General features: G+C 61.9%; 23 protein-coding genes and 1 tRNA gene. 8 read left to right on the top strand and 16 right to left on the bottom strand.

Going from position 1 to position 21741, the window contains the following annotated elements:
* Nucleotides 1–116: 116 nt before the first annotated feature.
* Together pth and ACWFSR_RS03340 are read right to left on the bottom strand one after the other, a co-directional pair.
* Nucleotides 117–698 carry an aminoacyl-tRNA hydrolase gene (pth, locus tag ACWFSR_RS03345; RefSeq protein ID WP_197107506.1) on the bottom strand — a complete coding sequence of 194 codons (582 nt, stop codon included), beginning with the start codon at nucleotides 696–698 and terminating at the stop codon, nucleotides 117–119.
* Between the two features lie 26 nt (nucleotides 699–724).
* Complete coding sequence (locus ACWFSR_RS03340; protein WP_197107507.1) at nucleotides 725–1348, bottom strand: 50S ribosomal protein L25/general stress protein Ctc; 624 nt, start codon at nucleotides 1346–1348, stop codon at nucleotides 725–727.
* A 301-nt stretch (nucleotides 1349–1649) separates the two neighbouring features.
* Here ACWFSR_RS03340 and ACWFSR_RS03335 point away from each other — a divergent pair, with 301 nt between their 5' ends.
* Nucleotides 1650–2366, top strand: coding sequence for a FadR/GntR family transcriptional regulator (locus ACWFSR_RS03335; protein ID WP_447523066.1), 717 nt, complete (start codon nucleotides 1650–1652; stop codon nucleotides 2364–2366).
* A 30-nt stretch (nucleotides 2367–2396) separates the two neighbouring features.
* On the opposite strand, the gene ACWFSR_RS03330 is transcribed toward ACWFSR_RS03335, so the two are convergent.
* From ACWFSR_RS03330 to ACWFSR_RS03315, 4 genes are read right to left on the bottom strand one after another with little or no spacing between them, the layout of a single operon-like run.
* Nucleotides 2397–3440, bottom strand: a complete 1044-nt coding sequence (locus ACWFSR_RS03330) for an L-idonate 5-dehydrogenase (protein ID WP_447523065.1) — start codon at nucleotides 3438–3440, stop codon at nucleotides 2397–2399.
* Nucleotides 3441–3496: 56 nt separating this feature from the next.
* Nucleotides 3497–4270 (bottom strand): SDR family oxidoreductase, encoded by a 774-nt coding sequence (locus ACWFSR_RS03325; protein ID WP_447523064.1) that lies wholly within the window; start codon nucleotides 4268–4270, stop codon nucleotides 3497–3499.
* Between the two features lie 9 nt (nucleotides 4271–4279).
* Nucleotides 4280–5689, bottom strand: a complete 1410-nt coding sequence (locus ACWFSR_RS03320) for a GntP family permease (protein ID WP_197125597.1) — start codon at nucleotides 5687–5689, stop codon at nucleotides 4280–4282.
* Between the two features lie 22 nt (nucleotides 5690–5711).
* A complete protein-coding gene (locus tag ACWFSR_RS03315) occupies nucleotides 5712–6233 on the bottom strand; it encodes a gluconokinase (protein ID WP_447523063.1) in 522 nt (173 codons plus the stop codon).
* Nucleotides 6234–6445: 212 nt separating this feature from the next.
* Between ACWFSR_RS03315 and ACWFSR_RS03310 the strand changes: the two genes are divergently transcribed.
* Nucleotides 6446–6871 carry a pyridoxamine 5'-phosphate oxidase family protein gene (locus ACWFSR_RS03310; protein ID WP_197107518.1) on the top strand — a complete coding sequence of 142 codons (426 nt, stop codon included), beginning with the start codon at nucleotides 6446–6448 and terminating at the stop codon, nucleotides 6869–6871.
* Between the two features lie 98 nt (nucleotides 6872–6969).
* Here the strand turns inward: ACWFSR_RS03310 and ACWFSR_RS03305 are convergent, their stop codons facing one another.
* The gene (locus tag ACWFSR_RS03305) at nucleotides 6970–7287 is read right to left on the bottom strand and encodes a putative quinol monooxygenase (protein ID WP_197107520.1); all 318 of its coding nucleotides are present in this window, start codon (nucleotides 7285–7287) and stop codon (nucleotides 6970–6972) included.
* A gap of 191 nt (nucleotides 7288–7478) precedes the next feature.
* Here ACWFSR_RS03305 and gndA point away from each other — a divergent pair, with 191 nt between their 5' ends.
* Nucleotides 7479–8936, top strand: coding sequence for an NADP-dependent phosphogluconate dehydrogenase (gene gndA / locus ACWFSR_RS03300; protein WP_197110559.1), 1458 nt, complete (start codon nucleotides 7479–7481; stop codon nucleotides 8934–8936).
* 95 nt (nucleotides 8937–9031) lie between these two features.
* The gene (locus tag ACWFSR_RS03295) at nucleotides 9032–9403 is read left to right on the top strand and encodes a hypothetical protein (RefSeq protein ID WP_197107522.1); all 372 of its coding nucleotides are present in this window, start codon (nucleotides 9032–9034) and stop codon (nucleotides 9401–9403) included.
* 30 nt (nucleotides 9404–9433) lie between these two features.
* Here the strand turns inward: ACWFSR_RS03295 and ACWFSR_RS03290 are convergent, their stop codons facing one another.
* From ACWFSR_RS03290 to ACWFSR_RS03275, 4 genes are all read right to left on the bottom strand, one after another.
* Nucleotides 9434–11137 carry a long-chain-fatty-acid--CoA ligase gene (locus ACWFSR_RS03290; protein ID WP_197107524.1) on the bottom strand — a complete coding sequence of 568 codons (1704 nt, stop codon included), beginning with the start codon at nucleotides 11135–11137 and terminating at the stop codon, nucleotides 9434–9436.
* 66 nt (nucleotides 11138–11203) lie between these two features.
* Nucleotides 11204–12181 (bottom strand): ribose-phosphate diphosphokinase, encoded by a 978-nt coding sequence (locus ACWFSR_RS03285; protein ID WP_197107527.1) that lies wholly within the window; start codon nucleotides 12179–12181, stop codon nucleotides 11204–11206.
* Nucleotides 12182–12221: 40 nt separating this feature from the next.
* Nucleotides 12222–13658: a bifunctional UDP-N-acetylglucosamine diphosphorylase/glucosamine-1-phosphate N-acetyltransferase GlmU gene (gene glmU / locus ACWFSR_RS03280; protein WP_197107529.1), complete on the bottom strand. Its 1437-nt coding sequence runs from the start codon at nucleotides 13656–13658 to the stop codon at nucleotides 12222–12224.
* A gap of 71 nt (nucleotides 13659–13729) precedes the next feature.
* Nucleotides 13730–13801, bottom strand: a tRNA-Gln gene (locus ACWFSR_RS03275).
* A gap of 149 nt (nucleotides 13802–13950) precedes the next feature.
* Here ACWFSR_RS03275 and ACWFSR_RS03270 point away from each other — a divergent pair.
* Complete coding sequence (locus tag ACWFSR_RS03270) at nucleotides 13951–14442, top strand: MarR family winged helix-turn-helix transcriptional regulator (protein WP_197107535.1); 492 nt, start codon at nucleotides 13951–13953, stop codon at nucleotides 14440–14442.
* The gene (locus tag ACWFSR_RS03265) at nucleotides 14435–15511 is read left to right on the top strand and encodes a YeiH family protein (protein WP_447523062.1); all 1077 of its coding nucleotides are present in this window, start codon (nucleotides 14435–14437) and stop codon (nucleotides 15509–15511) included. Before ACWFSR_RS03270 ends, ACWFSR_RS03265 begins: the two co-directional genes overlap by 8 nt.
* 119 nt (nucleotides 15512–15630) lie before the next feature.
* Here the strand turns inward: ACWFSR_RS03265 and ACWFSR_RS03260 are convergent, their stop codons facing one another.
* Both ACWFSR_RS03260 and ACWFSR_RS03255 read right to left on the bottom strand, forming a co-directional pair.
* Nucleotides 15631–16134 (bottom strand): DoxX family protein, encoded by a 504-nt coding sequence (locus ACWFSR_RS03260; protein WP_197110323.1) that lies wholly within the window; start codon nucleotides 16132–16134, stop codon nucleotides 15631–15633.
* Nucleotides 16131–16580 carry a DM13 domain-containing protein gene (locus tag ACWFSR_RS03255; protein ID WP_197110324.1) on the bottom strand — a complete coding sequence of 150 codons (450 nt, stop codon included), beginning with the start codon at nucleotides 16578–16580 and terminating at the stop codon, nucleotides 16131–16133. Before ACWFSR_RS03255 ends, ACWFSR_RS03260 begins: the two co-directional genes overlap by 4 nt.
* A 162-nt stretch (nucleotides 16581–16742) precedes the next feature.
* Between ACWFSR_RS03255 and ACWFSR_RS03250 the strand changes: the two genes are divergently transcribed.
* Together ACWFSR_RS03250 and ACWFSR_RS03245 are read left to right on the top strand one after the other, a co-directional pair.
* Nucleotides 16743–17441 carry a response regulator transcription factor gene (locus tag ACWFSR_RS03250; protein WP_197107539.1) on the top strand — a complete coding sequence of 233 codons (699 nt, stop codon included), beginning with the start codon at nucleotides 16743–16745 and terminating at the stop codon, nucleotides 17439–17441.
* On the top strand, nucleotides 17438–18586 hold the full coding sequence (locus tag ACWFSR_RS03245; RefSeq protein WP_447523061.1) for a sensor histidine kinase: 1149 nt from the start codon (nucleotides 17438–17440) through the stop codon (nucleotides 18584–18586). Before ACWFSR_RS03250 ends, ACWFSR_RS03245 begins: the two co-directional genes overlap by 4 nt.
* Here the strand turns inward: ACWFSR_RS03245 and ACWFSR_RS03240 are convergent.
* The 3 genes from ACWFSR_RS03240 to ACWFSR_RS03230 form a co-directional block, all read right to left on the bottom strand.
* Nucleotides 18583–20415: an ABC-F family ATP-binding cassette domain-containing protein gene (locus ACWFSR_RS03240; protein WP_197107543.1), complete on the bottom strand. Its 1833-nt coding sequence runs from the start codon at nucleotides 20413–20415 to the stop codon at nucleotides 18583–18585. The two genes, ACWFSR_RS03245 and ACWFSR_RS03240, sit on opposite strands and share 4 nt — an antisense overlap.
* Nucleotides 20416–20434: 19 nt before the next feature.
* Nucleotides 20435–21373, bottom strand: coding sequence for a 4-(cytidine 5'-diphospho)-2-C-methyl-D-erythritol kinase (locus ACWFSR_RS03235; protein WP_197107545.1), 939 nt, complete (start codon nucleotides 21371–21373; stop codon nucleotides 20435–20437).
* A gap of 97 nt (nucleotides 21374–21470) precedes the next feature.
* Nucleotides 21471–21698, bottom strand: a complete 228-nt coding sequence (locus tag ACWFSR_RS03230; RefSeq protein ID WP_197107547.1) for a 4-diphosphocytidyl-2C-methyl-D-erythritol kinase — start codon at nucleotides 21696–21698, stop codon at nucleotides 21471–21473.
* Nucleotides 21699–21741: the final 43 nt, after the last annotated feature.

Raw genomic sequence — 21741 nt, 5'->3', positions numbered from 1 at the left:
ACTCTACTCGCGGCCACTGACGCTCCGGTGCGAGTTCACCCACAGCGCATCAACGCTAAGGCAGGCAACGCTGCGTGGGCTCCACGGCTTCAGCGCGACTGCCGCACTCGCAGGAACTAGCGCGGGCTATGGAACCGCTGCTGCGCAGCTTCGAGGCCTTCGCGCGCCACCATCGTGACGGCATCCGCGGCATCGCTCAAGAGATTCGGCAACGCTTTGCGTTCTTCGCCCGAGAAGTCGCGCAAGACGAAATCTGCCGCGGGCTGGCGACCAGGAGGACGCCCGATGCCCACGCGCACCCGCGTGAAGTCGGGAGAGCCGACAGCGGCAGCAATATCGCGGATGCCGTTGTGGCCTCCGTGACCGCCACCGGTCTTGAGCTTCACCGTGTCGAAGTCGATGTCGAGTTCATCGTGCACGACGATGAGACGCTCGACAGGGATCTTGTAAAACCGCAGCAGCGCCGCGGTGGGGCCGCCCGAAAGATTCATAAAAGAATTGGGCTTCGCCAGAATCAGCTTGGGGCCGTCGCCAAAACTGCGGCCTTCAGCGACCGCAGCGTTAGCTTTGTGGTTCTTGAACGTGGCAGACAATTCGTCTGCCAGATGGGCCAACACCATATGGCCCACGTTGTGGCGATTACCGGCGTAGCCGGGCCCGGGGTTACCGAGCCCGACTACTAACCATTGGTCATCCACGATTTCTCGCTTACGAAAGAATCTGATTATTCAGCAGCCGCGGTGCTAGCAGCCTCGGCAGCAACTGCTGCGGCTTCTTCTTCAGCAGCTTCAGCTTCGACCGACGAACGCGGGGTGCTGACACCAATAACGAGAAGCTCGGGGTCGGAAAGCAGGTCCGAACCTTCGCTGAGCGTGATGTCCTTGGCGTAGATGTGAGCGCCGTCTTCGCGGCCCTCGATGTCGATGGTGAAGAACTCAGGAATGTGAGTTGCTTCAGCCTCAACCGAGATGGTCGGTGCGTCGAGGTTGGCGATGGTGCCAGGAGCCGACTCGCCGGTGACGTGGATCGGCACGTCAACGATGACCTTTTCACCCTTGCGGATGACAACGAGGTCGATGTGCTCGATGATCTGGCGAACGGGGTCCTTCTGAACATCCTTGACCAGTGCGAGCTGGCTCTTGCCGTTGATGTCGAGGTCCAAGATCTGGTTCGACTTGCGGAGGATGAGCCCGATCTCGTGACCCGGGAGGGCAACGTGGATGGGGTCGGTGCCGTGACCGTAGATGACGGCGGGGATCTTGCCTGCAGCGCGGAGCTTGCGAGCAGCACCCTTGCCGAAGGATTCACGGGCATCCGTGACTACGTGGTTAACGCCTGGCTTAGCCATTGTTATCTCCTAGTAAGACCGAAGTCTGTTGTGGGCCCGGTGCCTGCAACGAGCGGAGTGCTCGTGGCGGGCGCAGCGCCCAGATCATTGTCTGTAGTTCAACTCGAACGCCGGCAGACCAAAGATCTGCCACGTGAGGAAAAGCCCTGTGACTTGCCCGCCGCGTCGATAACGGAACCAAATGGTTCCCTCGCCGAAGTTCAACTGCCGAGTTTACACGGTTAATGAGCGACTGCACTCCGTATTTCTGCGGCCCTGAGCGCCGCCCTTCGCGGGAGCCCTCACCCGCTACTGTAGGAGCATGTCCGGAGGTCTTCACGCACGCGTGCTTAACGATCTCGGGCTCAGCATCGTCTCGGGCGAGATCTCCCCTGATTCTACGATCCTCGCCGAACAGCTCGAAGAGCGGTACAGCGTCTCCCGTTCGGTCGTGCGCGAAGCGGTACGCGTGCTGCAATCGCTCGGGATGGTCGCCTCAGTGAAGCGCGTCGGGATGCGCGTCAAGCCGATGTCCGAGTGGAGTCTGTATGACCCGCTCGTGATTCGGTGGCGGCTCGAACAGACCGAGAACGGGCGCCAGCTGCGCTCACTCACTGAACTGCGCAGCGCTATCGAACCTCAAGCCGCGCAGCTCGCCGCGCAACACGCATCCAACGAGGCTGCCGGTGAGCTACTGGCGCTGGCCGCGCGCATGCGGGCCGTCGGTCGCTCAGGCGACCTTGAGCTATTTCTTGAGCTCGACATCCGCTTTCATTCGCTCGTTCTGGCGGCGAGCGGCAACGAGATGTTCGCACGCCTCGACCGGGTGATCGCCGAAGTGCTGACAGGGCGCACCAACCGCGGCCTCATGCCATCGACCCCGCACGAAGAGGCGCTGCAGTTGCACGTGGACGTGGCGGATGCCATTCAGGGCAAGCGCCCCCACGACGCCTTCGCCTCCATGGAGCGCATCATGACGCGCACCATTGAAGAGGTTGAGCCCATCTGGGCTGGCGAACCCCGCATCTTCCTCGACTAAGAGGCGTGCTGGGCTAGGCGGCGCGCTCGGCTAGAAGCGCAGCAACACCTTGCCGCTGTTTTCCGAGTCCTTGGCTACAGCAAACGCTTCATGAGCATCGGATGCCGCGAACTCGTGAGTCACGATTGGCCCGACAACGAGGCTGCCGTCGGCGAGCGCCGCGATGACCTCGTCAATTTCGTCGTTGAAGCGGAATGACCCGACGAGTTCCAGCTCGCGCGTGATGGCAAGCGAGATGAGTGCGGGCTGCTGGCCGGAGGGCAAGAGCCCCACCATGACAACGCGGCCGCCACGAGTTGCGCCCCGCACGGCAGACTCGAGACCGCGATAGCTGCCCGATGATTCGAAGACGATGTCGGCGTCGACTGCGGCGATGGCATCCACGTCGGTGGCGTGAAGAGTTTCGGTTGCACCGACCTGGCGAGCGATGGCGAGCGGGCCGGCGAACATGTCAACGGCCACGATCTCATTGGCACCCGCGCGCTTGAGAACGGCGACGATGAGGGCACCGATGGGGCCGGCACCAATGACGAGAGCCCGTTTTCCGCGAACGTCACCGGCACGCGAGACTGCATGCCAGGCCACGCTGGCGGGTTCGACGAGCGCGGCATCGCGCAGGGTCAACGAGTCTGGGAGTGCTCGCAGCATCCGGCTGGGCAGAGTAACGAACTCGGCGAAGGCACCCTCAGTGTGAGGGAAGCGTGCTGCGCTGCCGAGGTAGGTGCAGCCGGGCGAAAGATTGGGGCGGTCTTCGGGCCACCGTGGCTCGGTTCCGCCGGGAGTTGCGGGGTGCACGGCGACGGCCGTCCCCGCCACAGGGCCGCTGCCATCAGCGGCCTGCTGAATGACGGTGCCAACAACTTCGTGGCCGAGAATCATCGGAGCCTTGAGAATCGACTCCCCCGCGGCACCGTGCGACCAGTAGTGCAGGTCAGACCCGCAGACCCCGCCGAACGCAATCTGAATCACGGCTTCGTCGGCGGCCGGAGCGGCCAACGGAATGCTCTCCACGCGCAAGTCATCTTGAGCGTGGATCGTGACCGCGAGAGTGTCGGCGGGGGCTGCACTTGTCATGACAATCTTTTCTGTAGAACGGTGCCGGCAGCGACGCGCGGCGATAGAGCTGGAGGTTAGACGACGACCGTCATGCCGCCATCGATGAAAATGACTTGGCCGTTGACGTAGTCAGAACCGCTCGAGGCGAGCCAGACGGCAGGGCCGCCCAGGTCGGCAGGAGTACCCCAGCGACCGGCAGGCGTGCGCCCGAGAATCCACTTGTTGAAGGTGTCGTCGTCGACGAGCGCCTGCGTCATCTCGGTGTGGATGTAGCCGGGGGCGATCGCGTTGATCTGCAGGCCGCCGTTGGCCCACTCTGCCGTCATGGCACGAGTGAGATTACGGATGCCGCCCTTCGAGACCGTGTACGGCCCGATGGTCGGTCGCGCAAGGTCGGTCTGCACCGAAGCGATGTTGATGATCTTGCCCTCACCGCGAGCCAGCATGTGCCGGGCAACTTCGCGCCCAACGAGGAACGCGCTGGTGAGGTTGGTGGAGATGACCCGGTTCCAGTCCTCCACGTCGAGGTCGAGCATCGGTTCGCGATGCTGGATGCCCGCGTTGTTCACGAGCACCCCGATCGCGCCGATGGATGCCTCGATCTCGGCGATTGCGGTGGCGACAGCCGTGGCATCCGCTACGTCAAACGCGCGAGCGTAGACGCGGTCGGCCCCAAACTCGGAGCTGAAGTCGGCGTGAGTGGCAGCGAGCCGCTCTTCGTCGCGACCGTTCAGCACGATCGTTGCTCCGGCTTCGGCGAGGGCTTGCGCAATGACGCGCCCGATTCCTCGACTTGATCCGGTAACGAGGGCAATGCGCCCGGTGAGGTCAAACATGGTGGATGCCACAGCTATCTCCTAGAACATTCCGGCGACGATGAAGATGACGAACGCGATCGCGAAGCCCATGACACCGATCAGTGCCTGACCGACGGTCCAAGTGCGAAGCGTGGTCTGGGTGTCCATGCCGAAGAAGCGGCTGACCAACCAGAAGCCCGAGTCGTTCACGTGACCAGCAAACACCGAACCGGCGGCGAGCGCGAGCACGATGGCAGCGAGTTCGACGGGGTTGAGGCTTGCGTCAGCGAGTACGACAGGCTGAATGAGCGCGGCCGAAGTGGTGAGCGCGACTGTTGCGGAACCTTGGGCGACGCGGATGATCGCGGCGATCACGAAGCCGGCAACGATCAGCGGCATACCGATCGACTCGAGCGAGGTTGCGATGCTGGCGCCGATTCCGCTGGCGCGCAGTACGCCACCGAACATTCCACCGGCACCGGTGATGAGGATGATCGAGCTAACCGGGCCGAGGGCGCTGTCAACGATGGTCTCGATGAGGGTGCGCTTCTTGTTGCGCTTCCAGCCGAGCAGCCACATGGCGAACACGACAGTGATGAGCAGAGCAATGGGAGTTTCGCCGAGGAGACGAAGCGCCTGAACGAGCGGGCTCTCAAGGTCAACGACGCCAGCGGTTGCGAGGGCGTTGAGGCCGGTGTTCATGAAGATGAGCACGAGAGGAAGGAGGAGGAGGAAGAGGATGGTGCCGAGCTTGGGGTTCGACTTGAACTCTGCAGCCTTCTCGTCGTCGTGAACACCGAAGAGGATGTCGGGAATCGCAATATCAAAGCGCTTACCGGTCCAGGTGCCGAACTTGTAACCGACGACGTACCAGGTGGGGATCGCGACGATGAGACCAAAGATCAGAACGAGTCCGACGTCAGCGCCAAGAAGACCGGTTGCTGCAACGGGGCCGGGGTGCGGCGGCACGAAGATGTGCATGACCGAGAACGCCACTGCGGCGGGGAAGGCGTAGAGCAGGAGCGATCCGCCGAGGCGACGAGCAACCGTGAAGATGATCGGCAGCATAACGACAAGACCGGCGTCAAAGAAGATGGGGAACCCCATCATGAGCGACGCTACAGCGAGAGCCAGCGGCGCACGCTTTTCACCGAAGCGGTTGATGAGTGAATCGGCGAGCACTTGCGCTCCGCCACTCATCTCGAGCATCCGACCGAGCATCGCTCCTAGACCGACCAGTAGCGCAACGCTGGCGAGAGTGCCACCGAAGCCCGACGTGAGCGTCGGAATTATCTGGTTCGTGGGGATACCTGCGGCGAGCGCAGTCACGAGGCTGACGATGATCAGCGAAAGGAACGCGTGAACGCGCCCCACAATGATCAATACAAGCAGGAGCGCAATGGCGCCTGCAGCGAGCAGCAGCAGGCCCCACGTGGGCAACTCCCACAGCAGTTGGAGATCGGTCATCATTGTCCTTTTTCTCTAGTGCAGCTCAGCCGACGTAGTTGTCGGTGAGGTCTTTTTTGATGGACCGGACGATGTCATCCGGAGTCTGAGTGAGGTCGACGAGCACACCGCGCTCATCGGCCTGGAGCGGTTCGAGAGTGTCGAACTGGGAGTCGAGCAGGCTGTTGGGCATGTACTCGTGGTTGCGGTGCGACTGACGCTCTGCGATGACTTCGCGGGCTCCCTGCAAGTGGACGAAGACCGTCGAGGGAGCGTGCGCGGTGAGGATGCGGCGATACGACCGCTTGAGCGATGAGCACGCGACGATGATGGGGGTTCCCTCAGCGAGTTCGGCGCCGATACGGTCAGCGATGATCTCAAGCCACGGAGCGCGGTCTTCGTCGTTCAGAGCGTGGCCTGCAGCCATCTTCTCTTTGTTAGCTCGCGGGTGAAGGTCGTCACCGTCGATGAACTGCATTCCCAGAGATTCACTGAGGGCAGCGCCAACGGTCGATTTACCGGATCCCGAGACACCCATCACGATGAGGGGTGGAAATTGTGAAGCCACTGTTTTCCTAACATTCGACGCATCGTTACGTCTGATATCAATCTGACCAGTGTGCCTTAAAGCAGACTTAATGCAAAGTTGTTGAGAATATATCTCCGAAGGCCCGCACGCGGATGCCTCCAGTGCTGCCCACTAACCGCGCATTTCCCCGCAACAAAGGCTGGTAACTCGCGGACCACAGTGGGAGAATTGGGCCACGGAAGGATCACTCCATGAGCGAGAATCTGAATGAGCCAGTTGAAGAATTAGCGCTGGAAACCTGTTGGGAATTGCTGCGCACCGCCGATCTGGGCAGGATCGCCGTCAGCTTTCAGGGAGAACCTGACATTACGCCCGTCAATTTCATTGCGGTCGGCGAGCGGCTGCTCTTGCGTACGTCGCAGGGGACAAAGCTTCTCAAACTCACCATCAATGAGCGCGTCGCCTTCGAAACCGACTTCGTGGGCCCGCACACTGCGTGGAGTGTCGTAGCCAAAGGCACCGCGCGCGTCATCGAATCTCAGGATGAGATTTACGAAGCAGACCAACTGCCGCTTCGCCCGCTCATTCCTACGCTCAAATACATTTGGGTCGAGATCACTCCCACCGAGATCAGCGGGCGACGCTTCCTCTTGGGCCCTGAGCCCGAGCGGTACTAGAACGAGGCGCTGCTGCGCCCGCACACACGAACGCGTCGATCGGTTGCGCCCAGAAGACGCAATCGATCGACGCGGAACAGTGAGAAGAACGCTGCCGCTTAGAGCGCACCCTTTCCCGTGGTGCCGATGGGGATGGGTGACATTCGCGTCACGGCAACCTCGGCCGTGAGGTACTGACCGATCTCGCCGACAAGAGCGGCGACAGCCGGGCTTTGCCCGTGAGCATCAAGAAGTGCCTCCGACTCCCACTTCTCGATCATGACAAGCGTGCCGTCTGCCGTCTCGTGGATGGCGTAGAGCTCGCAACCGGGCTCCTCATGCACGAGCGGAAGTGCGGTGTGAAGTGCCTCGACAACGGCATCGCGGCTATCGGGTCGAATGTGAAAAATGGCGGTAACGATCACTGGCTGGCTCATACCCCCACGCTACTCCTCAGATCTCGTACGTTGTCTGGGACGACTACGGCGTCAGGCTCCCTGCGGCTTCCCCGCGGCCGTGAAGCCTGAATGGATGCCGCGAGGCTGTTCCGCGGTGTGCCCTAGGCTTGATGATTGGGCCAACCAGTCGTGAGCCCGCCACTTTGTCCCAGAGTCAAGGAGTGAACGATATGACCGCTGCTGAGCAAGCATCCGCAAACATTGGCGTAGTAGGGCTCGCAGTTATGGGCTCCAACCTCGCCCGTAACCTCGCGAGTCGCGAAGGCAACACCGTTGCCATCTACAACCGTTCCTACTCGAAGACCGAGACGCTGCTCACCGAGCACCCCGAAGCTAACTTCGTTCCCGCATCCACGTATGAAGAATTTGCGGCGTCGCTGTCGAAGCCACGCACCGCGATCATCATGGTGCAGGCCGGCAAGGGCACGGATGCCGTGATTGACGCTCTGACCGAAGCGTTCGAGCCCGGCGACATCATCGTCGACGGCGGCAACGCGCTCTTCACCGACACCATCCGTCGCGAGAAGGCAGTGCGCGAGACCGGCATCAACTTCGTCGGCGCTGGCATCTCTGGCGGCGAAGAGGGCGCGCTTCTCGGCCCATCGATCATGCCTGGCGGTTCCGCTGAAGCCTGGGAGACCCTCGGCCCGATCCTTAAGTCGATCGCCGCAATTGCCGAAGGTGAGCCCTGCGTCACCCACGTCGGCACCGATGGTGCTGGCCACTTCGTCAAGATGATCCACAACGGCATCGAATACGCCGACATGCAGCTCATCGCTGAGGCCTACGACCTCATCCGCCAGGGCACCGGCGCCACCCCCGCCGAAATCGCTGACATCTTCGCCGAGTGGAACAAGGGCGAGCTCGAGAGCTACCTCATCGAGATCACCGCTGAAGTTCTGCGCCAGGTCGACGCCAAGACTGACAAGCCCCTCGTCGACATCATCCTCGACCAGGCTGGTTCCAAGGGAACCGGCGTGTGGACCGTGCAGACCGCGCTCAACCTTGGAGTCCCCGTATCGGGTATCGCCGAAGCGGTGTTCGCTCGCGCTGTCTCCTCGAAGCCCGCCCAGCGTGCGGCCGCCAGCGCCCTCCCCGGACCGAGCTCGGTGCCTACCGTCGAAGACAAGGCCGCGTTCATCGAAGATGTTCGCCAGGCTCTCTACGCCTCGAAGATCATCGCGTACAGCCAGGGCTTCGACGCCATTGTTGCCGGCGCTGAAGAATACAACTGGGACATCAAGAAGGGCGAGATCGCCAAGATCTGGCGCGGTGGTTGCATCATCCGTGCGCGCTTCCTCAACCGCATCACCGAGGCCTACGCCGAGAACCCCGGCCTCGTGGCCCTCGTTACCGCGCCGTACTTCACCGACGCGATGGCAGGCACGCAGGACTCGTGGCGTCGTGTTGTGGGTGGCGCTGCCGCTGCCGGCATCCCCACTCCAGCATTCTCCTCGTCGCTCGCCTACTACGACAGCCTGCGCGCACCGCGCCTTCCTGCCGCCCTCGTTCAGGGTCAGCGCGACTTCTTCGGCGCTCACACCTACAAGCGCGTCGACATGGATGGCACCTTCCACACACTGTGGTCGGGCGATCGCACCGAGATCGAAGCGACTGACTCGCACTAATCGAGATGGCGGCGAACCGTGGGTTCGCCGCCATTCGTGTCTTAAGTCGGCGACAGTAACGTCGCCACCAGCTGCAAGTGACAGAATGGCCAACGATGAGCACCTCTGATGAGCACCCCGAGCTCGATGGCTACGAGCCGCACAACGAACGACCGTTGCGCTCGCGCACCTTCGTATGGGTGATGCGCGTTGTTGTCGTCTTAGGACTCATCGGGCTCGTGGTTCCCGGCATCGTCTCTGCTGCCGCCACCGCCGACAACACAGCCAATCGCACCTGCGCGACCTACGTGCAGTATCTGGCACCCCAAGCGGTGTCGTATTCGGTGCGTTTCGAGCTCACCGGCGATGGCGATCCCGGCTGGAAATGCTACGCAATCGCCTTCAACGGCAAAGAGACATTGCTTCGTTCGCTGGGGTTGATTCCCGGGCCTGCGGTGATTCCGACAAGCCCGGCCGATAACACCTAGCGGTTAGCGACGCCTACCGGTCAGCGACTGCTACCGGTCAGCGAGCAGTTCGTCGCGAACCTGGCGGCGCAACACCTTGCCGATGAGCGACCGCGGAAGATCCTCGACGCTCACGATCGTTTTAGGAACCTTGTAGGCCGAGAGATGCTCGCGCAGGTAGCTGCGCACAGCCTCCTGGTCGAGGCTTTCGCCGTGCGCGAGAACCACGGCCGCAGCGACATCTTCACCACTGTGCTCGCTCGGAAGCCCCACCACGGCGGCATCCGCGATGGACGGATGACTCCGCAGCGCTTCTTCGACCTCGCTCGGAGCAACATTGAAGCCACCCGTGATGATCAGTTCTTTGATGCGATCAACGATCGTGACGAAACCATCGGAGTCCACCGTGACGATATCGCCCGTGCGGAACCACTCTTTGCCGTCATCCGATGCGGGCGCAAACACTTCCGCGGTCTCGTCGGGCTTGCCCCAGTAACCCGAGAACACCTGAGGCCCGCGAACGATGAGCTCGCCCTCCTCCCCCAGCGCACGGTCGACGGTGGGGTTGTCGGGGTCAACAACGCGGATCTCGGTATTGGGCAGCGGCAGCCCGACGGTGCCCGCGCGTCGCGTGGGCCCGACCGGGTTAGCGATGAGGATCGGGCTGGTTTCCGAGAGACCGTAACCTTCGACGAGCGTGCCGCCAGTGCGTTCTTCCCACGGCTCTACGACGGCGGCCGAGAGCGGCATCGCACCAGAAATGGCAATCTCGATACCTTTGAGTGATACCCCGGCAGCGTCAGCTGCCTCCGTGAGACGCGCATAGATGGGCGGCACGGCCGGGAAAAATGTGGCGGGACGCTTCTTGACCACAGCGAGCACGAGGTCGGGATCGAACTTGGGGAACAACACCAGCCGCGCTCCCATGCTCGTAGTGAACGTGAGGCAGAGCGTGAGGCCGTAAGCATGGAACATCGGCAAGACGGCGTAAACGACAGAGGTTCCCCGAGGCACCGCCGGCACCCAGGCACGCGCCTGCGCAGCGTTGGTGAGCAGGTTGAGGTGCGTGAGCATGGCTCCCTTGGGGAAGCCGGTCGTGCCGCTGGTGTACTGAATAAGTGCAAGGTCGTCAGACCCTGGCCGCACGATGTGCGCGTCGATCGGATTCGACGTAATCAACTCTTCCCACGTGATCGTGCCGCGCACCCTCGTGGTCAATGCAGCGCGTGACTCCCGCGCTTTCGCGATGGGCAACCGCAGCAGCGCTCGCGTAACGAGGCGCATCGCCCGAGGCACGTCAACCGAGATGATGGTCTCGAGCGCGAGGTCATCCGGGAAATCTTGCAGGGTCTCTACCGCGTTATTCCAGGCGATGACGACACGCGCACCATGATCTTCGAACTGATGGCGGAGTTCCCGCGCAGTGTAGAGCGGGTTGTGCTCGACCACGATCGCGCCGAGACGCAACACCGCATAGAACGCCGCAACATGTTGAGGACAGTTGGGCAGCACGAGGGCGACACGATCACCCTTTTGTACACCAAGAAGGCGAAGGCCTTCCGCCGCACGGTCGATTTGTGCGCCCAGCTCACCGTAGGTGGTCTCTTTGCCAAAAAACTCCAGCGCAACACCGCGCGGATACTCAGCGATGGATGCCTCGACCAGATCGTAAAGTGATCCGTCGGGGAGCGGAATTTCTTGGGGTACACCGTCGGCATAGCTCTTAAGCCACGGGCGGTCGGACAACGCAGTCATACGTTAACTGTATGCCTGTGAGACGCACTCAAAAAACACAGTGCGCCGGGCAAATGCCGTGGTTGCTTAGGCAGCGCCGTCGAACATCGAGGTAACCGAACCATCATCGAAGACTTCGTGAATGGCGCGCGCCAGCAGCGGAGCAATCGGCAGAATGGTGAGGGTGGGGAACCGCTTGTGCTCCGGCACCGGCAGCGTGTCTGTAACAACGACGGAGTCGATGAACTCGCTCTGCAAAATGGTGGGAGCGGGGTCAGAGAAGATGGCATGAGTTGCAGCCACAACGACCTTGAGCGCCCCGGCGCGCTTGAGCGCTTCGGCAGCTTTCACAATGGTTCCGCCGGTGTCGATCATGTCGTCAACGAGCAAGCACACGCGACCGTCGACATCGCCGACGATGTCGTGAACGGTGACCTTGTTGGGAACCAGAGGATCGCGACGCTTGTGGATGATCGCCAGCGGCGCACCAAGCTTGTCGCTCCAGATATCGGCAACGCGCACGCGGCCCATGTCAGGGCTCACCACGGTGAGAGTGGAGGGGTCGAGCAGCTTCTGGAAGTGCTCAAGCAGAACCGGCATCGCGAACAGGTGGTCGACGGGGCCGTCGAAGAAGCCCTGGATCTGGGCGGCGTGAAGGTCAACGCTCATGATGCGGTCAGCACCGGCGGCTTTGTAGAGATCCGCAATCAGGCGAGCGCTAATCGGTTCGCGACCGCGGCCCTTTTTGTCTTGGCGGGCGTAGGGATAGAAGGGCGAGACGACGGTGATGCGCTTAGCGGAAGCGCGCTTGAGGGCATCCACCATGATCAGCTGTTCCATGAGCCACTCGTTGATGGGCTCGGTGTGCGACTGGATGACGAACGCATCGCAGCCACGAACACTTTCGTCGTAGCGGGCGTAGATTTCACCGTTTGCAAAGGTGCGAGCATCGGTGGGAACCAGATCGCTGCCGAGCTCTTCAGCGATGTCGAGCGCAAGCTGGGGGTGAGCTCGTCCGGAGACGAGCACGAGTCGCTTCTGACCGGAAACTTTAATGCTGGCCACGTGGGGACTCGCTCTCTGCCGTGGTTACGGCGTACTTCGGTCAGGCGTCGTTTTCGTCGTGTGCTGCGGCAGCTGCCTGAGCCGCTGCAGTACCCGCCCGATTGGTTTCAACCCAGCCACTGATATTGCGCTGCGGAGCAACATTGATTGCCAGAGACCCCGCCGGTACATCTTTTCGGATGACCGACCCGGCTCCGGTATACGCTCCATCAGCAATTCTAACCGGAGCGACGAAGACGTTGTGCGACCCACTTCTCACGTGCGAGCCAACTACTGTGCGGCTCTTGTTCACTCCGTCGTAATTTGCCGTGATTGTTCCCGCACCGACATTGGACTGAACACCCACTTCGGTGTCACCGATGTAGCTGAGGTGAGGCACCTTGCTTCCCTCACCGATAGTGGAATTTTTGGTCTCGACGAACGTACCGATCTTGCCGCCGACACCGAGCTTGGTGTTGGGGCGGAGATAGGCAAACGGGCCAACGGAGGCGTTTGCTCCGATCACGCTGAGGGTGGCATCCGTGCGCTTCACGACAGCATTCTCGCCAACCTCACAGTCAACGAGGGTCGTGTCCGGGCCGATGATGGCGCCAGACTGCACGAGCGTTGCGCCCTTGAGCTGGGTTCCGGGCAGAATTTCGACGTCAGCGTTGAGTGTGACATCCGCATCGATCCAGGTCGTGGCTGGATCTTCGATCGTGACTCCGGCGCGCTGCCACTTCTGCACAATGAGTTCGTTCATGCGACGAGCGGCTTCGGCCAGCTGCACGCGGTCGTTGACGCCGGCGACCATCCAGCCAGCCGTCACAGGCATCGCAGCAACCGTGGCTCCAACGCCACGAAGCAGCCCGACGACGTCGGTGATGTATTTCTCGGCTTGGGCGTTGTCGGTCGTCAAACGCACAAGTTGCTCACGCAGCGGGCCAACACGGAACGCGTAGGTTCCCGAGTTGATTTCGGTGATCGAGAGCTCGTCGGTGTTTGCATCTTTTTGCTCAACGATGCGATCGAGGCCGCCCTGAGCGTCACGCACAACACGGCCATAGCCGGTGGCGTCGTCAAGAATGGCGGAAAGCACGGTGGCGGCAGCAGACTGCGCGCGGTGCTGCTCGAGCAGCGCCGCCAGAGTGGCCGAATCGAGAAGAGGAACGTCTCCGCTGACCACAACGACATCCCCGTCGAAGTCAGCAGGCAAAGAATCGACCGCGACCTCAACGGCACGACCAGTGCCGGCGACATCGTCTTGGTCAACGATGAGGATGTCGGGCATGAGTTCCGTCAAGCTCGCTACAACTTCGTCACGCTGGTGTCGCACAACGGCAATCACATGATCAGGGTTCAGCTCGCGGGCGACAGCCACCACGTGCCCAATGAGTTCGCGACCGGCAAGGCGGTGCAACACTTTGGGCTTAGCGGACTTCATGCGGGTGCCTTGGCCTGCAGCGAGAACAATGACGGCGAGTTTGTGTTCGGTCATAGACCTATTCTGCCCTGAATGAGCGGCACTCAAAACGCCGCCGCCGAAGTCGGGAAAAGCTGGAGAAAAAGCTCCGCCTCTAGGATTCGAACCTAGACTGGACAGCTCCAAAGGCTGCCGTGCTGCCATTACACCAAAGCGGACCGCACCCGAAGGCGCTAACCAATTCTGCCATGTCCTTGGCACTCTGTCGTGCACCTAGCCTCATTCGGAGCGTTCACACACGCTCACGGCGCCTTTCGGGGCGGTTTAGCTGCACACATCCGTGTCGTGAAACTGGGATAATGACCGGATGCCCCAACGCGACGAAGTCGACCGAATTGTCGAAGCGTGGTCCCGCGAGCGTCCTGATCTCGACTTTGCGCCGCTGCATGTTCTCAGCCGGGTTGGTCGCCTCGCCAAGCACTTGGAGCGCGCCCGTCGGTCGGCGTTCGCTGTTGCGGGTGTTGAGCCGTGGGAGTTTGATGTGTTGTCGGCGCTGCGCAAGGCGGGCGCTCCGTACCAGTTGAGCCCCACCGCTCTCGTGCAGCAGACGATGGTGTCGAGCGGAACCATGACAAATCGCATTGATCGTATGGTCTCGCGCGGTCTCGTTCAACGTCGTACCGACCCCAATGATGGTCGTGGTGTGATTGTGAGAATGACGGCGAGCGGTCGCGAAAGCGTCGATGGCGCCATCACATCCTTGGTGCATGACGAAACGGCACTACTGGCCCGCATGTCTCCTGCAGAACAAGAGCGATTGAGCGGACTGCTCAGAAAGTTGAGCCTCGACGGTGAATAACGCCCCCGCGCAAACCGCATTCCGACGCAACATTCCCGGACTGGGGTTGGCACTAGGGGCATTCGGGCTCGCGCTACTCATCAGTTTTCTGGTGCCGGCGATCCCCACCCTCACGGCGTGCGTGGTGTTGGGCATCCTGTTCACGGCCCTGCCGTGGCGTCATGCCGTTCGCGCCGAGGTGAAGCCAGGGCTCGCCATTGCTGCTCGCCGCTTGTTGCGCATCGGCGTGGTGTTGTTGGGCTTCAAGTTGAGCCTCGTCAACATCGCCGAGCTTGGCTGGTTGGTGCTCGGCATGATTGTGGCGATCGTGGTGATCACGTTCTTCTTCACCTGGGGGCTCGGCCGGATGATGCGCCTCCCCGGTCAGCAGTCCGTCTTGATCGCTGCCGGGTTCTCCATCTGTGGCGCTTCGGCCATTGGAGCCATGGCGGGTGTGACGCGCGCCAAAGACTCTGACACGGCAACCCCAATCGCGCTTGTCACTCTGTGTGGCACTCTCGCGATCGCGCTCCTTCCTGCCTTGCGCCCGCTCCTCGGTCTCGATACCGCGGAGTTCGGGATGTGGGTGGGCGCGAGTGTGCATGATGTCGGCCAGGTCGTCGCTACGGCTCAAATCGCCGGAGCAACAGCCCTCGCGGTCGCTGTTGTCGTGAAGCTCACCCGGGTCGCGATGCTCGCGCCGATGGTCGCTCTTGCTGGTGTTGTTGCCGCGCGCGTTGACCGCAAAGAGGCCGCCGCAGCGGCAGCATCGGGAGTACCCGTTGCCGACGGCGGTGCCGTGAAGCGCCCCGCGATCCTGCCGCTGTTCGTTGTTGGCTTCCTCGCCGCCGTGCTCGTGCGCACTTTCGTGCCCGTCTCCGACGGCTTCCTTGAGGTGGCCAGCTACGGTCAAGAACTCATGCTCGGAATGGCGCTGTTCGGGCTTGGCGCCGCGATCAACATTGGCAACCTCATCCGCACCGGTGGTCGTTCACTGGTTGTCGCCCTCATCTCGTGGGCGTTTATCGCACTGATCTCGCTCGGCGCGGTCGAGATCGCCCGCGCCGCGGGAGTCGCAGCTCTCGGCTAGGTCTCCTGTCGGCTAGGTCTCCTGTCGGCTAGGTCTCCTGCTGGCACGCGAAACGGCCCGCAGCCCGCAGAGTGCGAGCAACGGGCCGTGAACGACACCTCGTGGATCGTCGAAGCCGACTAGAGCCAGCGACGAACGGGTGCTGCGAACCAACGAGATTCTGGCTTCTTTCGAAGAACCAGCTTTTCGATGATGGTCGTCACCGACAGTCGTGAAGCACTGACCACGAACGCCGCAACAACGACCGAGAGGGCAAGCATGATCGGGTACTCCTCGATCAGCTGGTCGGCCGACCAGTACGACAGGAGTGTCACCGCACTCATGAGCGCGGCGGGGAAGGTCAGCACGCCCACGATCAGGGCGATACCCAGCCCCACTTCGAGAGCGGGAATGGCCCAGCCGAAAAAGCCGGGGGCACCACCAAGGAAAGTGGCAGTGAAAGCCTCGAAACCATCAGCCACCCGATTATTGGATGCCGTGCTTTGAACGACCAGACCGATGTCGGCCCCGTCGAATCCTGCCTTGATCTTGAAGAGACCTTCGTTCAGCCACAGGATGCCGAGGCCCACCCTCGCCGCTCCCGTGATGACGGAAGCGACGAGGGAAAGCGCGCGGTTCATCATGAGAGGAGTGCTGATCCGAAGATTGCCTTGACCTTGTCGCAGTAGATGACGACGGTGTCGTAGCCGGAGATATCCATGGCGTCGAAGGTGAAGGTCTGGCTGGCTTCGTCGAACACGACGGAGTCGATCTGCATGCCTGCTGCTACGGCATCTTCATCGGCACCGTTGGTGAGATAAATGTTCAGGTCGGGACCCTCGTCGGAGGAATAGCCCGAGAGCACGATCTCAATGTCGCTGACAGTGACGGTTCCTTCGACGGAGTGTTCACCGGCGCCCTCGAAGGTTCCTGTGACCTCTTCGTGCATCATCTCCGTGTCGGTTTCGGTCTCCGAGGATTCCGGAGCCGTGGATTCACTGCTCGACGTGTCAGTGGCTGCACCGCTGCAGGCACTAAGCATGAGGGAGAGCGCGAGAATTGCTGCGGCTGGAATAGCTGTTTTTCTCATGAGGGAGTTCCTAAGTTCGTGAGGTTATGGGTGATGCCTCCGAGTCGATGACGCGGTGACGGTTACGAAGGTAAGCCGCGGCATCCCTGAAAATGACGAATGTTTCAAGAGCGTAAGAATTGAAACCCGTTACGCCGCGACCGCTCAATCTAGGCTGGGGTTATGGAAAACCAGCCGAGCGTCATGATCGTCGAAGACGATGCCACCGTGCTCTCGGTTGTCACCGAATTTCTGCGCGCACGTGGATATTCCGTTACCGGCATCAGCGATGGCCTTCAGGCCCGCGATGCCTTGCGCGGTCCATTGCCCGATGTTCTTATTCTCGATCGGATGCTGCCCGGCGTCGCGGGCGACGAACTCTGTCGCCAGGCGCGTGCGGAATCCCCGCAACTGCCGATCATCATGTTGACCGCTCTGGATGCCGTCGAAGAACGCATCGATGGTCTCGAACACGGTGCCGACGACTACATCGCGAAGCCCTTCTCGCTGCGCGAATTGCAGCTGCGGGTGGACGCGATGGTGCGTCGCACGCGCAGCTCGCACGTGTCATCCGAACCGTTCGCTCTCGGGCAGTTTCGGGTTGATCCGGCGCATCGCAAGATCTTGCTCGACGGCCACGACATGACGCTGACCACCCGCGAATACGAGCTGTTTCTCTTTCTGCTGCAGAACCCCGAACGCGTGCTGAGCCGCGACGATATTTTGCGCGAGGTGTGGGGCTGGAGCTTTGGCGAGGCCTCCACCGTTACCGTGCACGTTCGCCGCCTGCGCGAAAAGATTGAACCCGAACCGCGCTACCCCCGCTACCTCCTCACGGAGTGGGGCAAGGGGTACCGCTTCACCGTGAAGGATGCCGCATGATCCTCAACTCCAGCGAGCTGCTCTTCATTCTCGCCATTGCTGCCGCCTGCACGGCTGTCGTCATGCTGGTCGCGCTTCTCGTTCTGCGGCTCGGGCGTCGCCGCTCAATCGCCTTCCAGTTCACTGTTGTCGTGATTGCCGCGATTGTGTCGATCGCACTCACGACCGTGGTGGTGACCGCGCAAATGTATCTCTCTGCCCACGATCTGCAGGTCGTTCTCTGGGTCGTGGGAATCTCCACGGTCATGAGTCTCGGTGCGGCCCTCGTGAGCGGGCGTGCGGTTCGGCGGGCGTTTGCCAAGCTGCGAGAAAGCGTCGCGCAGGTTGGTGCCGGCGACGTCGTTGCGGCCAACTCCGACACGTGGAAAGAGGTTGCCGAAGTATCGGTGCAACTCTCTGAAGCCTCCCAGCGGCTTGCTGCCGCTCGCGACGAAATCACTCGCCTCGACGCCTCGCGCCGCCAGTTCTTCGCCTGGATCTCCCACGACCTGCGCACTCCCCTGACCGGCATCAGCGCCCTCGCCGAAGCCCTCGATGCGGGAGTCGTGGATGACCCGAGTGACTACCTGCGCCAGATTCGCGCCCAGGTTGGCACGATGAATCGTCTCGTCGATGACCTCTTCGAGCTGTCGCTTATCCAGAGCGGCACCCTCAAGCTCCGGCCCGAGAACGTTGAGCTGCTCGATATTGTGTCGGATGCCGTTGCCGACGTCAGCCAGCTGGCTGCGGCCCGCGGCATCCAGATCAGCCATGCCGGCGTGGAGGGGCGGATGCTCTGGGCCGACCCCCACGAGCTCACTCGCGTCGTCGTGAATCTGCTCACCAACAGCATCCGGTACTCGCCGGCAGACTCGCAGATTCTGGTGAGTGCCGACCAGCGCGACGACACGAGCCTCGTGCTGTCGGTGCTCGATCAGGGCAGCGGGGTCGCCAGCGAAGACCTCAGCCACATGTTTGAGATCGGCTGGCGTGCCACCGAAGCCCGCACTCCCGATCAGGAGTCGAGCGGTTCAGGCGGTGCAGGACTCGGGCTCGCGATTGTGCGCGGCATCGTCGAAGCCCACGGTGGCGGCGTGAACGCCGAGAACGGCCCCGAGGGGTTCCGTCTCAACGTCGCACTGCCGACCGGTGTGGTAGCCCGCTAAGCGAGTAGTTCGTCGAGTTCGAGCCAGCGGTTCTCGACGGTGTCGAGCGCCTCTTGCAGAGCCTGCTGCTCGCCAACAAGGGCACCAAGACCAGCAAAGTCTGACTGGTCGTGAGCGGCCATGCGCTGGTGAAGTTCAGCGATCTGCCCCTGCAGCTTGGCGATCTTGCGACCGGCCGCAGCGTGCTCCTTTTGCGAGTTGCGCAGTTCAGCACCGCCCAACTTGGGCTTCGCTTTGGCGGCTGTGGCATCCGGAGCACCAGCGGCAGCGCCGCTTGCCCCCGTGGAGCCCTTGAGCTGCTGCGTGCGCAATTCGAGGTACTGGTCAACACCGCGCGGAAGGTGGCGGAAGCTGCCCTCCATCACGGCATACTGCTGGTCGGTGACGCGCTCGAGCAAGTACCGGTCGTGGCTCACGACGAGCAGCGTGCCGGGGTAGGTGTCGAGAAGGTCTTCGATCGCCGCAAGCATGTCGGTGTCGAGGTCGTTAGTGGGCTCATCGAGAATCAGCACGTTCGGCTCGGAGAGCAAAATGAGCAGCAACTGCAGGCGACGCTTCTGACCACCCGAGAGGTCTTTCACCGGGGTGGAGAGCTGCGTGCTTGTGAAGCCAACGCGCTCCAGCATCTGGGTCGGCGTCATTTCTTTGCCGCCCGTGACATAGGTGCTCTTGTGGCGACCGATGACCGTGCTGACGCGCTCGTTCCAAATGTCTTCGAGCTCAGCAAGCTGCTGCGTGAGCGTGGCGACCTTGATGGTCTTACCGCGCTTGACGCGACCCTTGGTGGGCAAGAGGGTTCCCGAGACGAGCGATAGCAGCGTCGATTTTCCGGCGCCGTTGACACCCAGGATGCCCGTGCGCTCACCAGGAGCGATGCGCCAGGTGACGTCTTTCAGTACAGTCTTCTCGCCCGCGGCTCCGGAGGCGGGATCCGTGACCTGATAGGTGACGGTGACGTCTTCGAGGTCAACGACATCCTTGCCGAGACGCTGCATCGCCATCGACGACAGCGAAACGCTATCGCGGGCGGGCGGCTCGTTTTCGATCAAATCATTCGCCGCATCGATGCGGAACTTCGGCTTCGTCGTGCGCGCCGGAGCACCGCGGCGCAACCACGCCAACTCCTTGCGCATGAGGTTTTGACGCTTCGACTCCGATGCAGCCGCCATGCGGTCACGCTCAACACGCTGCAGAATGTAGGCCGCATAGCCGCCCTCGAAGGGCTCGATCAGACGATCGTGCACCTCCCACGTTGCGGTACAAATCTCGTCGAGGAACCACCGGTCGTGAGTGACGACCAGCAACCCACCGGCGTTAGTGCCCCAGCGGCGCTTGAGATGGTTCGCAAGCCACGAGATACCTTCGACGTCGAGGTGGTTAGTGGGCTCATCCAAGAAGATGACATCCCAGTCACCAATCAGGAGAGCAGCGAGAGCAACCCGGCGACGCTGACCACCGGAAAGGTCGCCAACTTTGGCTTCCCATGGGATGTCAGCAGCAAGACCCGCAATGACGTCGCGAACCTTGGGGTCGCCCGCCCACACGTGCTCATCAATGTCGCCAATGACGGTCTCGTGCACCGTCTTGGTGCCATCGAGCTCATCGGCCTGATCGAGCATGCCGAGAGTGACGCCGTTGCGTCTGGTTACTCGCCCGTCGTCGGGGTCGAGCTTGCCCGAGAGCATCCGCATAAGGGTGGTTTTGCCGTCACCGTTGCGACCGACGATGCCGATACGGTCGCCCTCGTCGAGGCCGATGGTGACATTGTCGAAGATTACGCGGGTCGGAAATTCAAGATGAAGGGACTCAGCGCCAAGAAGGTGTGCCATTCGGGCAAGCCTACTGCGGTTAGGCGTTAATGATTCGCGCTCCGTGCACTGGGCCGGTTGCTCGCACCACATTCATTTGGGCTGCGCTGAGCGCAATCTGCAGTTCGAGAGCCGAATCGAGGTCGGCTGTGAGAAACGCTACGGTCGGCCCTGAGCCCGAAACAACACCCGCGAGAGCACCGTTCTTTTCGCCAAGTTCGATGACCGCGGCGAGAGAGGGCTGCAACTTGAGGGCGGGAGCCTGAAGGTCATTGTGGAGACATTCGGCGAGCATGTGCGGGTCGCCGGCGCGCAACGCCTGCAGCACATCGGTCTCGACCGTTGGTGCAACCTCGGCGGGAAAAATGTCTTGAGAGTGACGCTGACGGTGGAGGTCGAGCTCGGTGTAGACCTCCGGGGTGGAGAGCCCGAAGTCGGCGAGCGCCAACACCCACTGAAACTGTCCCTTGGCGAGAGCCGGGCTGAGTCGGTCGCCACGACCTGTTCCGATCGCGGTTCCGCCGGTGAGCGCGAACGGCACGTCGGAACCCAGTTCAGAAGCGAGGCCGAGCATTTCTTCGCGAGAGATGTTGGTGCCCCACAACGCGTCGCAGGCAAGGAGGGTTGCTGCGGCATCCGCAGAACCGCCACCCATGCCGCCGGTGACAGGAACATGCTTTTCGATCTCGAGACGAACGCCACCGCGGTAGCCGGTGCGGCGGGCAAGCAGGCGGGCTGCTTGAATCGCAATGTTCGAACCATCGGTGGGAACGCGCGACAGGTTTACCGTTCCCGTGACAGAAACAGAGAAGTCGTCGGCGTGGAATGCTCGAACATCTTCACACAGCGAAAGGGCCTGATAGGCAATCGCAACATCGTGATAGCCATCGTCGAGCAGCGAGCCCACTTTGAGAAAGACGTTGACCTTGCCGGGGGCACGGGCGTGAACCATTGTGGAGGCTGCCGGGGCGGTAGTCATGAACCAAACTTACCTTGTGCGGCGGACCTGTCTGTGCGCCGGATGGGGATAACTGGCCCCCGCGCACAATTGTGAGGGTCTCGTTACCGTAGCGAAATCACGGGGAAATAGTGAGCCCGCGGATCGCCGCATAGCGCGCTGTGACTGACTCCGCCCACTCGCTGCTCACGTGAGCAGCATTGGCTTCAAACCAGCTCAGAAACTGGGAGTGCTGCCACGTGGTTGCGCCCGCCATATCGAGAAAAGCAAACCACTCATCGGGATGCCGCCCTGTTCCTTCTAGAACGTCGCGGTCACTGGGGGTGCTGTTCGTTGCTTCCGACATGAGGTAAACCTACCGTCGTTCGGCACCAAACGGAATGGCTGCG

It is taken from the genome of Salinibacterium sp. NYA9b, from assembly GCF_976973725.1.
Note: the sequence above shows the minus strand (reverse complement) of the source record. Positions and strands in the feature narration are given on the sequence as shown.

Bases quoted from the DNA above. Each gene is read 5' to 3' on its own strand.
- gndA (WP_197110559.1), top strand. From the start codon at position 7,479: ATGACCGCTGCTGAGCAAGCATCCGCAAACATTGGCGTAGTAGGGCTC.
- glmU (WP_197107529.1), bottom strand. From the start codon at position 13,658: ATGACCGAACACAAACTCGCCGTCATTGTTCTCGCTGCAGGCCAAGGC.
- ACWFSR_RS03310 (WP_197107518.1), top strand. From the start codon at position 6,446: ATGAGCGAGAATCTGAATGAGCCAGTTGAAGAATTAGCGCTGGAAACC.
- ACWFSR_RS03255 (WP_197110324.1), bottom strand. From the start codon at position 16,580: ATGAGAAAAACAGCTATTCCAGCCGCAGCAATTCTCGCGCTCTCCCTC.
- ACWFSR_RS03245 (WP_447523061.1), top strand. From the start codon at position 17,438: ATGATCCTCAACTCCAGCGAGCTGCTCTTCATTCTCGCCATTGCTGCC.
- ACWFSR_RS03305 (WP_197107520.1), bottom strand. From the start codon at position 7,287: ATGAGCCAGCCAGTGATCGTTACCGCCATTTTTCACATTCGACCCGAT.
- ACWFSR_RS03295 (WP_197107522.1), top strand. From the start codon at position 9,032: ATGAGCACCTCTGATGAGCACCCCGAGCTCGATGGCTACGAGCCGCAC.
- ACWFSR_RS03260 (WP_197110323.1), bottom strand. From the start codon at position 16,134: ATGATGAACCGCGCGCTTTCCCTCGTCGCTTCCGTCATCACGGGAGCG.
- ACWFSR_RS03270 (WP_197107535.1), top strand. From the start codon at position 13,951: ATGCCCCAACGCGACGAAGTCGACCGAATTGTCGAAGCGTGGTCCCGC.
- ACWFSR_RS03340 (WP_197107507.1), bottom strand. From the start codon at position 1,348: ATGGCTAAGCCAGGCGTTAACCACGTAGTCACGGATGCCCGTGAATCC.
- ACWFSR_RS03240 (WP_197107543.1), bottom strand. From the start codon at position 20,415: ATGGCACACCTTCTTGGCGCTGAGTCCCTTCATCTTGAATTTCCGACC.
- ACWFSR_RS03330 (WP_447523065.1), bottom strand. From the start codon at position 3,440: ATGACAAGTGCAGCCCCCGCCGACACTCTCGCGGTCACGATCCACGCT.
- ACWFSR_RS03290 (WP_197107524.1), bottom strand. From the start codon at position 11,137: ATGACTGCGTTGTCCGACCGCCCGTGGCTTAAGAGCTATGCCGACGGT.
- ACWFSR_RS03320 (WP_197125597.1), bottom strand. From the start codon at position 5,689: ATGATGACCGATCTCCAACTGCTGTGGGAGTTGCCCACGTGGGGCCTG.
- ACWFSR_RS03235 (WP_197107545.1), bottom strand. From the start codon at position 21,373: ATGACTACCGCCCCGGCAGCCTCCACAATGGTTCACGCCCGTGCCCCC.
- ACWFSR_RS03250 (WP_197107539.1), top strand. From the start codon at position 16,743: ATGGAAAACCAGCCGAGCGTCATGATCGTCGAAGACGATGCCACCGTG.
- ACWFSR_RS03335 (WP_447523066.1), top strand. From the start codon at position 1,650: ATGTCCGGAGGTCTTCACGCACGCGTGCTTAACGATCTCGGGCTCAGC.
- ACWFSR_RS03230 (WP_197107547.1), bottom strand. From the start codon at position 21,698: ATGTCGGAAGCAACGAACAGCACCCCCAGTGACCGCGACGTTCTAGAA.